The sequence below is a fragment of the [Clostridium] hylemonae DSM 15053 genome (genome assembly GCF_008281175.1).
Lineage (GTDB): Bacteria > Bacillota > Clostridia > Lachnospirales > Lachnospiraceae > Extibacter > Extibacter hylemonae.
Genome location: NZ_CP036524.1, coordinates 1,370,195 through 1,384,290, shown reverse-complemented (window position 1 = coordinate 1,384,290; position 14,096 = coordinate 1,370,195). Strand labels below are relative to the sequence as shown.

9 protein-coding genes are annotated in these 14,096 nt (G+C 48.9%); all 9 read right to left on the bottom strand.

The genetic code is table 11. The annotated features are described in order from the left end of the window. Positions 1 to 59 precede the first annotated feature (59 nt). On the bottom strand, positions 60 to 668 hold the full coding sequence (locus LAJLEIBI_RS06385; protein WP_147570373.1) for a hypothetical protein: 609 nt from the start codon (positions 666 to 668) through the stop codon (positions 60 to 62). A gap of 434 nt (positions 669 to 1,102) precedes the next feature. Continuing rightward, positions 1,103 to 2,023, bottom strand: coding sequence for a translation elongation factor Ts (gene tsf / locus LAJLEIBI_RS06380; protein ID WP_040435647.1), 921 nt, complete (start codon positions 2,021 to 2,023; stop codon positions 1,103 to 1,105). A 50-nt stretch (positions 2,024 to 2,073) separates the two neighbouring features. Then, positions 2,074 to 2,823: a 30S ribosomal protein S2 gene (gene rpsB / locus LAJLEIBI_RS06375; protein WP_147570372.1), complete on the bottom strand. Its 750-nt coding sequence runs from the start codon at positions 2,821 to 2,823 to the stop codon at positions 2,074 to 2,076. 218 nt (positions 2,824 to 3,041) lie between these two features. Next, positions 3,042 to 4,286 (bottom strand): C40 family peptidase, encoded by a 1,245-nt coding sequence (locus LAJLEIBI_RS06370; RefSeq protein WP_040435146.1) that lies wholly within the window; start codon positions 4,284 to 4,286, stop codon positions 3,042 to 3,044. A 145-nt stretch (positions 4,287 to 4,431) separates the two neighbouring features. Then, positions 4,432 to 5,517 (bottom strand): C40 family peptidase, encoded by a 1,086-nt coding sequence (locus tag LAJLEIBI_RS06365; protein WP_006443700.1) that lies wholly within the window; start codon positions 5,515 to 5,517, stop codon positions 4,432 to 4,434. A 192-nt stretch (positions 5,518 to 5,709) separates the two neighbouring features. After that, on the bottom strand, positions 5,710 to 6,795 hold the full coding sequence (locus LAJLEIBI_RS06360) for a C40 family peptidase (protein WP_006443698.1): 1,086 nt from the start codon (positions 6,793 to 6,795) through the stop codon (positions 5,710 to 5,712). A gap of 29 nt (positions 6,796 to 6,824) precedes the next feature. Next, positions 6,825 to 7,913, bottom strand: coding sequence for a C40 family peptidase (locus LAJLEIBI_RS06355; RefSeq protein ID WP_006443697.1), 1,089 nt, complete (start codon positions 7,911 to 7,913; stop codon positions 6,825 to 6,827). A 126-nt stretch (positions 7,914 to 8,039) separates the two neighbouring features. Continuing rightward, positions 8,040 to 9,539 (bottom strand): glutamate synthase subunit beta, encoded by a 1,500-nt coding sequence (locus LAJLEIBI_RS06350; protein WP_006443696.1) that lies wholly within the window; start codon positions 9,537 to 9,539, stop codon positions 8,040 to 8,042. A gap of 12 nt (positions 9,540 to 9,551) precedes the next feature. Continuing rightward, entirely contained in the window at positions 9,552 to 14,087 is a 4,536-nt protein-coding gene (gene gltB / locus LAJLEIBI_RS06345) for a glutamate synthase large subunit (RefSeq protein WP_006443695.1), read from the bottom strand. Positions 14,088 to 14,096 lie beyond the last annotated feature (9 nt).

Here is a 14,096-nt window from a genome sequence, read left to right as displayed (position 1 = left end):
AATTGATACATCATCATTGTCACATCTTCCTAACCTAATCAACCTTCCCTACCGCATAATCATTCCTCCCGTTCCCGGCGGAAAAAACGGCACCCCTGATAGTGGACACTGGTCAAATAACTCATCCGCTGTACCTGGAGCAGTCCTTCTGCCGTAATTATTATCTCATTCTCATTGGTGATCAATGAGATGAATCTCTCATCACTTTCCAAAAATGTAAAATACTTCTTATGCGCCGCTTTGATCTTTTGTCTGTATTCTTCCTGGATCACATAAAGGCACAATCCCATATCTACCTGCAGCTGTTCTTTTTCTTTTTCTAATTCGCTTTTCTTAAAAGGCGCAAATGCCTCCTCCATCTCAGCAAATTCACCGGCATTCCACTCTTCCAGATCCGTGATCCGGTTCGTCAGCAGCAGCAATATAAATTCCCGGTATACATTAGTGCGCCGTTCTTTTCCTGTAACACCAAAGAAAATCTTCACCGGCTCCAGCCAGCGCTGCTCCAAAGCACTGACATAGGAATAATAGCAGTCGATCCACGCCTTTTGTGCTTCTTTCAACGCCTCCCCTTCTGCTTCCGGCAATTTATTGTAATATGTACTGTACGCATACACTAACCGCGATTCTAACTCTGTCTTAGTATTTATAAATTCTTCATCCGTCATATGATATGTTTCTGTTTCATCCGCTGTTGTATTATAAAACACTGCCGCAGCCGCCCAATTCTGAGTAATATTTTTTCCATCATCAGCAAAAACAACCTCCGCTTTTTCTCCGGAGATTGTTAATACAAATAATGGAATTAAAAATATACATACGAATCGCTTTCCCTTTTTGATAAAATGTCTTTTTCTCATTTTAAAATTCTCACCATTTATCGACTTATTATTCTGTTTATTTGTTTTTATTATGTATTATTAATTGTTTAATTAATTATATCTTTATAATTTTCTGATATTTTAATTTTAGCACATAGTGATTTTTTTGTCAATCATTGATGGAAGACCGAACTGTTTTTGCGCAAAAAAATCCTCACAAACAGCGCGCATACGCCATTTGTGAGGACCAATATTTCTAAAAAGACACTGTAGATTCTATTTTACTGTCCCATCTGAGCCGCAACTTCAGCAGCAAAGTCTTCGTTCTTCTTCTCAAGGCCTTCTCCGGTCTCAAAACGAACGAACTTCGTAACTTTCATGTCAGCGCCTGCTTCTTTTGCAACCTTCTCTACATACTTGGCAACTGTAAGATCGCTGTCCTGTACGTATACCTGGTCAAGCAGACAGATTTCTTTCATCTCTTTGTTGAGACGTCCGATGATCATCTTCTCGATGATATTTTCCGGCTTATCCGGGTTCTCGATCTTCGCCTGGGCAAGCAGGATCTCTTTTTCGTGATCCAGGTAATCCTGGGAAACTTCGTCGCGGGATACATACTTCGGAGACATTGCTGCAACCTGCATAGCTACGTTCTTCAGACAAGCTCTGATGTCGTCATTTACAACATCTGTGGAAGCCTCCACGAGAACGCCGATGCGGCCGCCGCCGTGGATGTAGGATACAACACATCCGTCTGTCACTACTTTTTCAAATCTTCTGATGTTCAGATTCTCACCGATAACAGAGATTTTCTCTGTGAGTGCGTCTTTTACAGTTTTGGAAGTGTCTGCGATCCATGCCTCTGCCATAAACGCGTCCATGTCAGCTGCGTCTGTCGCGAGTGCCTGCTCTGTGACAGCCTTTACAAATCCCTGGAACTCTGCATTTTTTGCTACAAAGTCAGTCTCAGAGTTAACCTCTACGATCGCTGCTGTCTTATCTTCCTTTACCTCAGCCATAACGAGACCTTCTGCCGCGATACGTCCGGCCTTCTTCTCAGCTTTGGCCTGTCCGTTCTTTCTCAGGTATTCTACTGCCTCGTCCATATTTCCATTTGTCTCGTTAAGAGCTTTTTTACAGTCCATCATGCCTGCGCCTGTCATTTCTCTTAACTCTTTTACCATACTAGCTGTAATTGCCATCTTATCGTCCTCCATCTATATTATGTTCCGGAAGTTACCTTCCTTCTATATTAGTTTGCCTCTGCTGTCTCTTCGTAAGCGCCTTCACCTTCAACATATTCTTCCTCGTATCCGGTTGCTCCCTGGTTTGCTTCGATAACAGCGTCTGCCATCTTGGAAACGATCAATTTAACTGCACGGATAGCATCATCATTTCCCGGGATCACATAATCAAGCTCTTCCGGATCACAGTTTGTATCAGCGATTCCGATAAGCGGAATGCCGAGTGTGTGAGCTTCCTGTACACAGATTCTTTCTTTCTTTGGATCTACTACGAAGATCGCGTCCGGCGCTTTCTTCATCTCTTTGATGCCGCCAAGGTTTTTCTCAAGCTTCTCCCATTCTTTCTTTAACTGGATAACTTCTTTCTTCGGCAGCACATCGAATGTTCCGTCTTCAGACATTCTCTCGATCTCTTTTAAACGGTTGATCCTGCTCTTGATCGTCTTGAAGTTGGTGAGCATACCGCCAAGCCATCTTTCATTTACATAAAACATTCCGCAACGTTCAGATTCTGTCTTGATAGCGTCCTGTGCCTGCTTCTTCGTACCTACGAACAGGATGGAGCCGCCCTCTGCAGCGATGTCAGAGATTGCCTGGTAAGCCTCGTCAACTTTGCCTACAGACTTCTGCAGATCGATAATGTAGATACCGTTTCTCTCTGTGTAGATATACGGAGCCATCTTAGGGTTCCATCTTCTTGTCTGATGTCCGAAATGAACACCTGCTTCTAAAAGTTGCTTCATTGAAATAACACTCATGTCTTTTTCCTCCATTTGGTTTTCTTTCTTCCGCACATTTCTTTTCTGCAAAACCGGCTCAACCGAGCTTAGGCACCGATGCAGACAACCATATGCGTGTTTTTTTGCGACTGTTGTATATTACCACAAAAAGCCTGTAAATGCAAGGGTTTTCTTGCATTTACAGGCTTGTTCCTGCATTTTTTCTGTAGTGAGAATTTCTTCTGTAAGTTTCTTTATTACCAGTACCGTCTCACTCCGAGAACCGTTCTGTAGTTTGCGGGGCTGCTTATCTTAATTCCCCCCGCCGGGTACGGCTTGCTGTTAGACGCATGGACGATCTGGTTTCCGCCTATGTAGATGGCAACATGGTCGCTGTACACGATGACATCGCCGGGCAGTATATTCGAGTAAGTGACCGCTTTTCCTCCTGCCAGCTGTCCCCAGGAATCTCTCGGTGTGGAGATACCGAACAGCCTGTGTACAGACTGAACGAACCCGGAACAATCGGCCCCGTTCGTCAGGCTCGTGCCGCCGTATACGTACGGATTTCCTACATATGTACATGCCTTTGAGGCAATCTGCTGGCCGAGTGACGCGTTGCTTGGCTTACTTGTATTGCCGCTGTTATTGTTGGACGGCTTGCTCGTATTGCTTCCACCGTTGTTGTTAGAGGGCTTACTCGTATTGTTATTTGAAGAACTGCCTGTACTGCCGCCTGTATTTCCGGTCGGTTTCGACGTCTGGCCTGCGGCCGCGCCGCCTGTACTTCCTCCGGATGATGGTTTTCCGCCGCCGGCCCCATCATCTGAGCCGCTGTTATCGATGGATGCGGTCATGTTCTCTGTATCTTCTGTCAGCTCGCCAAGCTGCTGGGCCGCTTCTTCCTTTGCCGCCGCCAGCTGTGTGTCAAAATCCGCTATCTGGCTTCTCATATCAGACAAAGTACCTTCCAGATTCGCCTGCTGTCCGCTTAAGTCTTCCGCCATTGCCTCCATCTCGGCTTCACCGGACTCCAGTTCCTCTTTCAGAGATGCCACTTCGTTTTTCGTGTCAACGTACTCTTTGAGCATCTTTCTGTCGTAAGAGTGTACCTTCTGCACATATTCCGCCTTATTGACCAGATCGGAATAACTGCTGGCGGATACTACAGTCTCAAGGAAGCTCGTATCCCCCTGCTCGTACATGTACTGTATACGAAGCTTCATTGCTTCATACTGTTCCTGCTCCTTTTCACTGGCTTCCTTATAGTCTTTCTCCGCCTGGGCGATACGTTCTTTCTGGCCGGCCATATCCTGTTTCAATGCATCAAACTGCACAAGGAGACTGACGAGCCTGGCATTGACATCCTCCGCCTGGGCTTCGACTGCCTGTTTCTGGCCTTCCAGCTCATCCACGCCGCCAGGCGCCGCCAAAACAGGTGCTGCAACTAAAGAACTCATCACTAAAGTAGTGATGAGTGCCTGTCCTAATCGTTTCTTCATATTCTCACCCATCCTTATTAATTATTGTACGGCAGAAATACAAACTTTCTGTCGTTCTTTCTCATACGCCCCCGCATACCTTAAGGTCAGAATACTACATTTTTCTATTTTTTTCAATATATTTACATAAATTGCCAGTTATTTCCTACCAATATCTTGCATAACCTACTGCTCTGACATTACTTATCATAATATTGGTACCCGTCTGCTGTGCTTCGATCATCTTGCCGTTGCCGATATAAACGCCTACATGTCCCGGCTTCCAGCAGATGTCGCCCGGCTGCGGAATTGAAACTTTCTGACCGGCCGCATACTGCGCCTCTGAGTTTCTTGGGATGGAAATTCCAGCCACCCTGTGTGCATACTGAACAAGCCCGGAACAGTCAAGTCCGACGCCCGGCGTCGTTCCTCCCCATTTATAAGGAACTCCAAGCTGCGAATACGCAGCGCTCACGATCGCCTGCGCGACTGCTGTGTCGCCCTGTCCCTGGTAAGATGGCTGAGGCGTGGACGGTTTGCTGCTTCCTCCCGTACCTCCGCCGCCTCCGTTATCAGACGGAGCCTGCGCTGCCTCCTGTCTTCTTGCCTCTGCCTGCCTTGCTTCTTCCTCTTTTCTTCGTTCCTCGGCAGCCTTTTCAACCGCCGCCTGTATCTCTCCGTCGAGATTGGCGATCTCTGCCTGCTTGCTCTCAAGTGTGGCGTCAAGGCTGTCCTTATCAGACTCAAACTGCTGCTGCATGTTCTCCATGCTGGTCATTTCTTCCTCGAGCGTAACTTTGAGGTCCGCTACCTTCTGCTTTGTTTCTACATATTCTGTCAGCATCTGTCTGTCATATGTATGTACGTTCTGAACATATTCCGCTTTATTGACGAGATCGGAAAAGTTTTTTGCGGATACGAGCGTCTCCACAAAACTGGTGTCGCCCTCCTCATACATAAACTTAATGCGCAGCTTCATATCTTCATACTGCTCTTCTTCCTGCTTCTGGGCTTCTTTTAAATCATCTTCTGCCTTTGTGATCTCTTCGCCCTTTTCTATCAAATCACTTTCAAGCTGGCTGATCTTGGATACAAGTTCTGTCAGTTCTGCCTGCAGGGAACCAACTTCGCTTTCGGCTGCCGCTTTATTTTTCTTCAGATCGTCCACCGACGGTTCTGCGAACACCGGAGTCACTACGAGCGCACTTGCCACCGATGCAACTATAACAGCCTGGGTCAGTCTATTCTTCATATTTTCACCTTTCCTGTAAATGATACTTGTTGAACTGTTAACATTCAATCAATAAAAATACTTGGTCAAAATTACCTATACTCACGTAAAGGATACTATATATTGCCTCGAGATTCAACAACTTTCTGTAAAATACGACAGGTAAATAATACAAAAACGGACCGGTCACAGCCGGTCCGTCCATTCTTTTATTTAAAAAATTCTTCTGACACATTTGATCGGTTTGTATGTAGCGCTGCTGATCTTGATCCCACCCTCAGGATAAGGCGCCGAATTGGATGCATGCACGATACTGCCTCCGCCGATATAGATGCCGACATGTCCACCGTAGAAAATCAGATCTCCCGGCTGAGCCTCCGCATAACTGACCGCTCTTCCGTACGCCTCCTGTGCGCTGTCATTATGTGGAAGGGATACTCCAAAGGCCGCGTACACCGCCATTGTAAAGCCGGAACAATCTGTTCCGTTTGTCAGGCTGCTTCCGCCATACACATACTTGTTGCCCACGAACTGGCAGGCATAACTGGCAACCGCCGCGCCGCTGCCGCCGGAAGGCGGGGCATAATTTTTGTCATCATTGCTTCCGCTGTTATTGGAACTGCCTTTATCTGTATTGCCGTTTCCACCTGCGTCTGCATCATCCTGTCCACCGCCGTCTGCCGTCTGCTGTTCCTCCACTGCTGCCGCCAACGCATCCTGAATGCTTGCGTCCAGCTGTGCGATCTGAGACTGTTTGGAAGAGATCGTGCCGCTTAAGGACTCTTTTTCTTTCTGCAGCGCTGTCTGCTTAGCCTGCATATTCTCTACATCTGTGTCCAGACTGTTTTTTAATGTCTCAACTTTTTCTTTTGTCTTGATATATTCTTCGAGTTTTTGCTTATCGTAACTGTGCACATTCTGCACGTATTCCGCTTTATTAACCAAATCGGAAAAGCTCTTTGCAGATAAAAGTGTCTCTACAGCGCTGCCGTCCCCTTCTTCATACATATACCGGATGCGGAGTTTCATGTCGCTGTACTGCTGGCGCTCCTGATAGGCCGCCTCTTCCAGCTCTTCATTCGTCTTTACTACCGCTTCTGTCTTTTCTTTCAGCTCAGCTTCCAGTGACGCGATCTTGTCTAATGTCGCTGACAATTCACTCTGAAGGGCGCTGACCTCGTTCTCGGCTGCCGCCTTACTGCTCTCCAAATCGTTTACCGACGGTTCTGCAGACACCGGTGTTACAACCAGAACTCCCGCCAGCAATGAAATCGTACACACTCTACACAGTTTCCTCATAAGTCTCTCCTTAGTCTAAGTATTTCCCCTTACCAGTAACGTCTGTACCATGGTGAACCATATACATTTGCTACCTTAACTACATCCCCTGTGTGTGGTGCATGGATCATCTGTCCATTTCCTATATAAATACCAATATGCGTTCCGTAACATACCAGGTCTCCCGGCTGCGGACTGCTGACCGCTTTTCCGCCGCCTCCCTGTACCTGTGACGTACGTCCGATACTGATCCCGGCTACTCTGTGGCAGTATTGTGTGAGTCCGGAACAATCCAGCCCTGCTCCCGGTGTAGTGCCTCCCCATACATATGGCACACCGAGCTGGCTGTACGCCGCGCTTACGATCGCCTGTGCCGTAGCCGTATTGCCTGTTCCTGTATAATCGATACCGGATGAACTGCCGCCTCCGCCGCTGTTCGTGCCGCCGCCTGAACCGGAGCCGCCTCCGCCATTATTGTCTGACGCTACCGCCTGGCGCTGCGCTTCCTGCTGTCTAGCAGCCTCGGCCGCCGCAGCTTCCGCCGCCGCCTGTATCTGGTCATCAAAATCTGCGATCTCTGACTTTTTAGTCTCTATCGTCGTATTTAATTCATCTTCTTTGCTTTCATACTCAGACTGCATACTCTCGAGATTCGTCTTCTCTTCTTCCAGAGTTGTCTTCAAATCTGCGATCTTCTGCTTCGTATCCACATATTCCTGAAGTTTATCGCGGTCATAATCATGCACATTCTGTACATATTCTGCTTTATTGACCAGATCTCCAAAATTCTCGGACGTTACGATCGCCTCTACCGCGCTCGTATTTCCTTCTTCATACATGAACTGGATCCGAAGCTTCATGTCCTCGTACTGCTTTTTCTCAAGTGCCTCTGCTTCTTTCAGGTCTTCCTCTGCCTTTGTGATCTCCTCCCCTTTGGCGATCAGATCCTCCTCCAGCTGGCCGAGCTTGTTCAGCAAATCTGTCAGCTGGCTCTGCAGTGAACTGACTTGTTCTTCCGCTGCCTTCTTGTTCGCCTTCAGATCATCTACCGACGGTTCTGCGAACACCGGCGTTACGATCAGGGAACTGGTCAGCGCTACTGTCACCAACGTAGCTTTCAATCTCTTCATAATAATCATCCTTTTTACTTATTTTAAACTCCCTCATTCGTCTAACATAGACAAAGTACCCCTACATCTAGGAATGATTATACCTTATATTGCCAAATTTTGCAATAAAATTTAATACTTTCGTAACAATTCTCTTCACTGAATATTAAGATTTGTATATCCCATCAGACTTTTATCCACTTCCCGGGCAGCTTCACGCCCTTCCCGGATCGCCCACACGACAAGGGACTGCCCCCTGCGCATATCTCCCGCCGCGAACACAGCTTCCGCATTCGTGCGGTATCCTCCCTTTGACGTCGCTGCATTGCCGCGCTCATCTGTCTTCACCCCGAATGCATTGGCAATATACGGCTCGCACCCGAGAAAACCGGCGGCGATCAGCACAAGGTCCGCTTCTACAGTATATTCACTTCCTGCGGCTTCTGCCATTATTATACGGCCGGATTTCTTATCTCTCCTGCCCTCCAGTTTCGTGAGTACCGCTTTACACACGTTTCCGTTCTCATCTTTGATAAATTCTTTCACTGTAGTCTCATAGACTCTCGGATCCTGCCCGAACACAGCGGCGGCCTCCTCCTGTCCGTAATCCGTCTTGCTCACCTTCGGCCATTCCGGCCACGGATTCTCTTCTGTTCGGTGTTCAGGCGCTTTCGGCATCATTTCAAGCTGAAGCACCGATGCCGCTCTGTGGCGCACAACGGTTCCGACACAGTCATTTCCGGTATCGCCTCCGCCGATGACAAGCACTCTTTTTCCTTTTGCCGAAATATACGTCCCGTCCTTCGGTTTCATCTCGTTTGCCCAAAGCGCCTTTGTCGTGGACTTGAGAAAATCCACCGCAAAATGAATCCCCTTTGCGTCACGTCCAGGCACTTTGATATCTCTCGGGCGGGAGGCTCCGCATGCCAGCAAGGCACAGTCAAATTCCATCAAGATGCTGTCCGCTTTTCTGTCCTTTCCCACATTGCATCCGGTCACAAAAGCGATGCCTTCTTCTTCCATTATAGACAGCTTCCTGTCGATCACCTGCTTTTCCAGCTTCATGTTCGGGATCCCATAGCGGAGCAGCCCTCCGGCTTTGTCTTCCCGTTCAAATACCGTGACGCTGTGGCCTCTTCTGTTCAAAAGATCAGCGGCCGCCAGACCGGATGGTCCGGAGCCTATGACCGCTATCTTTTTTCCGGTTCTGACTCTGACCTGCCTGGCGGACGCATACCCCATCTTATATGCATTCTCAATAATTCCATATTCATTGGCTTTTGCCGTCACCGCATCCCCGTTCAGCGAACAGGTACAGGCCGCCTCACACAGTGACGGGCAGACTCTCGATGTAAATTCCGGAAAATTATTCGTCTTTTTCAGGCGGTAATATGCTTCTTCCCAATTTCCACGGTAAATGAGGTCGTTCCACTCAGGTATAAGATTGTGGAGCGGACATCCGCTTGCCATGCCCATGATCTGTTCTCCCGACTGGCAGAACGGAACGCCGCATGACATGCATCTGGCCCCCTGGCGCTCCTGCTCCTCCCGCGGCAAAGGCGTGTAAAATTCATTGTAATGCCTGATGCGGGACTTTGGCGCTTCGGCCTCCTTATCCTGTCTGTCATATTCCATAAATCCTGTTGCTTTTCCCATTTTATACGCCTCCTATCTTCCGCCTCTGATTGCATAAAATGCTTCGATCTTGGCTTCTTCACTTCCCATACCCTGCTCCTCCATCTGCAGGATGGCCGTCATCATCATCTCATAATCTGCCGGGATTATCTTTTTAAACCGCGGCAGATACTCTGTAAAGTCTTGCAGAATTGCTTTTCCGGTCACGGAACCGGTACACGCGGTATGTTCTTCGATCATCTGTTTCAGCTGGGCCACATCATATTTGGATGTCACGTGTTCTATATTGACGAGCTGCTTGTTTACCTTCTTGTATAGATCGTTGTCCATGTCGAGCACATAGGCGACACCGCCGCTCATGCCGGCCGCGAAGTTTCTTCCGGTCCGGCCGAGCACTGCGACTCTTCCTCCGGTCATATACTCGCATCCATGGTCCCCGACTCCTTCTACCACTGCAGTAGCTCCTGAATTGCGCACTGCAAAGCGCTCTCCCGCCACTCCGCCGATAAATGCCTTTCCTCCGGTAGCGCCATAAAGCGCCACATTGCCTGCGATAATATTTTCGTCATGTCTGTACTTGACGTCTTCCGGAGGCATAACGGAAAGCTTGCCGCCTGAAAGACCTTTTCCGAAGTAATCGTTGGTGTCCCCGGTGAGCTCCAGCGTCAGGCCGGACGGTATGAACGCTCCGAATGACTGTCCTCCGGCACCCCTGCATTTTACAATGAAGGTGTCTTCCGGCAGTCCGTCCGGATAACGTCTTGTGATCTCAGATCCAAACATCGTGCCAAAGGTACGGTCCGTATTCGACACGTCAACTTTAATGCTTTTTTTATGGCCTTTTTCCAGCGCCGGCAGAAGTTCTTTCACAAGAACCTTTTCATCCAGCGTCTTTTCCAGCTGAAAGTCATACTTTTTCTTCGGATCGTATATGGCCGGAACCGGTTCCTTTCCGTATGGGTTATACAGAATCTGTTTCAGATCAAGCTTTGCCGCCCGGTCGGAAACGGGAACTTCTCTTGTTTTAAGAAGATCTGTTCTTCCGACAAGCTCATCGATGGTCCGCACACCAAGTCTTGCCATATATTCCCGCAGATTTTCTGCGATAAAGCACATGAAGTTCACAACGTATTCCGGCTTTCCTGTAAAACGTCTGCGAAGCTTTGGATTCTGGGTGGCGACTCCCACCGGGCACGTATCCAGATCGCACACTCGCATCATGACACATCCGAGCGTCACGAGCGGTGCTGTCGCAAATCCAAATTCCTCTGCGCCAAGTATTGCCGCAACCGCCACATCTCTGCCGCTCATCAGTTTCCCGTCTGTCTCAAGCCGCACCCGTTCCCGAAGCCCGTTCTGTATGAGCGTCTGGTGCGTTTCTGCCAGGCCAAGTTCCCACGGAAGTCCTGCATTGTGGATCGAACTTCCCGGCGCTGCCCCGGTCCCTCCGTCGTATCCGGAGATAAGGATCAGTCCTGCCCCCGCTTTGGCAACGCCGGCCGCCACAGTGCCAACGCCGGCCTCAGATACAAGTTTGACGGATATGCGCGCGTCCTTATTGGCATTTTTACAGTCATAGATAAGCTGTGCCAGGTCTTCAATGGAATAGATATCGTGGTGGGGAGGCGGGGATATGAGGCTGACACCTGGGGTGGAATGCCGTGTTTTTGCGATCCACGGATATACCTTTGTGCCTGGAAGATGGCCGCCCTCCCCTGGTTTTGCCCCCTGCGCCATTTTTATCTGTATTTCCTGTGCGCTCACAAGATAGCGGGATGTGACTCCGAACCGCCCGGAAGCCACTTGTTTGATGGCAGAACAGCGGCTGCCGGACAGCCGCTCTGTCTCTTCTCCTCCCTCGCCGCTGTTTGACTTTCCGTGCAGTTCATTCATGGCCTCAGCCAGTGTCTCATGCGCTTCTTTCGATATGGAACCGTATGACATGGCGCCTGTTTTAAATCTCTTAACAATATCTTCTATGCTTTCTACTTCCTCTATCGGAATTCCTTTTTCCGGATAATTGAATGCAAGCTGGCCTCTCAGACTGACAGCTTCCTGCTCTTTGTTTATAAGTTTTGCATACTCTCTGAACAGCTCATAATCTCCCCTTCTTGTGGACTGCTGCAGCAGATGTATCGTACGGGGATTATACAGATGCCTTTCTCCGCCGCTCCTGGCCTTGTGCTGTCCTATACTGTCCAGCGTAAGTTCTGCCTCCAGCCCGAGCGGATCAAAAGCCTCCGAGTGACGCGCCATATAGTCTCCGGCTATCTCCTCCATGCCGATCCCCCCGATCCGGCTCACGGTATCGGTAAAATACTGGCGGATAAAGTCTTCTTTCAGTCCAAGCGCCTCAAATATTTTAGCGCCCTGGTAAGACTGTATGGTGGAAATGCCCATCTTGGAAGCGATCTTTACAATGCCGTGTATGACCGCCTCATTGTAATCATCTACTGCCGCGTAATAATCTTTCTGGAGCATGTCAGTGTCTATGAGCTGCCGGATCGTTTCATGTGCAAGATATGGGTTGACGGCACAGGCCCCGTATCCGAGCAGCGCGGCAAAATGATGTACTTCTCTTGGTTCTCCCGTCTCTACTATAATAGCCACTGACGTCCGCTTTTTTGTCCGCACAAGATGCTGCTGCAAACCGGACACTGCCAAAAGAGACGGCATGGCCACATGGTACTCATCCACGCCCCGGTCTGACAGAACGAGTATATTCGCCCCTTCCCGGATCGCCCGGTCCACCTCGATGAACAGATAGTCTATGGCTTTTTCAAGACCGGAATTTTTATAGTATACAATAGGTATCTCAGCCGCCTTGAAACCGTCTGCTTTTATGTTCTTTATTTTCAGCAGGTCTGTGTTGGTGAGAATCGGATTATTGACCTTGAGCATTCTGCAGTTTTGTGCGCTTTCCTTCAGAAGGTTCCCGTCTCTTCCGATATATACCGTCGTGGATGTCACGATCTCCTCCCGGATCGCGTCAATAGGAGGATTGGTGACCTGTGCGAACAGCTGTTTAAAATAGGCAAACAGATTCTGATGCCTGCCGGACAGCACTGCCAGTGGTATGTCGGCCCCCATTGCCGCCGTTTGTTCTATCCCGTTCCTGGCCATATTCAGTATAGAAGTCTTTACTTCTTCATAGGAATATCCGAAAGCTTTCTGAAGCTTTTTGCACTCCTCGCCTGTGTATGACGGTACCTTTTCATTTGGGATCTTCAGGTCTTTCAGCTTTATAAGGTTACTGTCCAGCCACTCGCCGTAAGGCTGGCGGCCGGCATACATTTCTTTCAGTTCCTCATCGTCTATAAGTTTTCCTGCCGCGGTATCTACAAGCAGCATCTTGCCGGGATGCAGCCGCTCCTTGAGCACGATCCCGGACGGCTCTATGCCAAGTACGCCTACTTCCGACGACAGGATCAGACGGTCGTCGGAAGTAATGTAATACCTGGACGGTCTCAGCCCGTTCCGGTCAAGGACCGCTCCCATGCAGTCGCCGTCGCTGAACAGGATGGAGGCAGGACCGTCCCACGGCTCCATCATTGTCGCATAATATTGATAAAAATCTCTTTTCTTCCGGGAGATATCTTTCGTATTTGCCCACGGTTCGGGAATGGATATCATAACAGCCAGGGGAAGTTCCATCCCGCTCATAACCATAAATTCCACCGCGTTATCGAGCATTGCGGAATCCGAACCTGCGCTGCTCACCGCCGGCAGCACTTTATGCAGCTCGCCTTTCAGGCATTCGGACTCCATATTTTCTTCCCTCGCGCGCATTTTGTCAACATTGCCCCGGATCGTGTTGATCTCTCCGTTATGTACGATAAACCTGTTCGGATGTGCCCGCTCCCAGCTTGGGTTCGTGTTTGTACTGAACCGCGAGTGCACAAGTGCGATCGCAGATTCGTAATCCGGGCACTGCAGGTCTGTAAAGAAAGAACGGAGCTGTCCTACGAGAAACATTCCTTTATATGCGATCGTCCGGCTGGAAAGAGACGCCACATATGTATCGTCGCTGCTCTGTTCAAAGACACGGCGCACTACATACAGGCGCCGGTCAAAATCAATGCCTTTTTCTGTTCTGTCCGGCCGTTCTATGAATGCCTGCATAATACACGGCATACATGCTCTTGCCCGGGTGCCGAGCACTTCCTCTTTTACAGGGACTTCTCTCCAGCCGAGGAACTTCATCCCTTCTTTCTGAACGATCACTTCAAAAATATTTTTCGCCTGATTTCGCTTCAGCTCATCCTGCGGGAAGAAGAACATCCCCACACCATAGTCTCTCTCGGAACGTAAAAAGATGCCGAGAGGTTTACAGACTCTGGAGAAAAACTTGTGGGAAATCTGTAATAAGATTCCAACTCCGTCACCTGTCTTACCTTCGGCATCTTTGCCTGCTCTATGTTCTAAATTTTCTACGATCTTCAGGGCATCCGCCACTGTCTCATGGCTTTTGCGGCCTTTGATATCGACGACTGCACCGATGCCACAGTTGTCGTGTTCAAACTCCGGCCTGTACAATCCATACTGCCGCTGCTCTATTTGTTTGTCCATATAATAATC

Excerpts from the sequence above, each read along its gene's own strand:
- LAJLEIBI_RS06385 (WP_147570373.1), bottom strand. The coding sequence starts at position 668 with ATGACGGATGAAGAATTTATAAATACTAAGACAGAGTTAGAATCGCGG.
- tsf (WP_040435647.1), bottom strand. The coding sequence starts at position 2,023 with ATGGCAATTACAGCTAGTATGGTAAAAGAGTTAAGAGAAATGACAGGC.
- rpsB (WP_147570372.1), bottom strand. The coding sequence starts at position 2,823 with ATGAGTGTTATTTCAATGAAGCAACTTTTAGAAGCAGGTGTTCATTTC.
- LAJLEIBI_RS06370 (WP_040435146.1), bottom strand. The coding sequence starts at position 4,286 with ATGAAGAAACGATTAGGACAGGCACTCATCACTACTTTAGTGATGAGT.
- LAJLEIBI_RS06365 (WP_006443700.1), bottom strand. The coding sequence starts at position 5,517 with ATGAAGAATAGACTGACCCAGGCTGTTATAGTTGCATCGGTGGCAAGT.
- LAJLEIBI_RS06360 (WP_006443698.1), bottom strand. The coding sequence starts at position 6,795 with ATGAGGAAACTGTGTAGAGTGTGTACGATTTCATTGCTGGCGGGAGTT.
- LAJLEIBI_RS06355 (WP_006443697.1), bottom strand. The coding sequence starts at position 7,913 with ATGATTATTATGAAGAGATTGAAAGCTACGTTGGTGACAGTAGCGCTG.
- LAJLEIBI_RS06350 (WP_006443696.1), bottom strand. The coding sequence starts at position 9,539 with ATGGGAAAAGCAACAGGATTTATGGAATATGACAGACAGGATAAGGAG.
- gltB (WP_006443695.1), bottom strand. The coding sequence starts at position 14,087 with ATGGACAAACAAATAGAGCAGCGGCAGTATGGATTGTACAGGCCGGAG.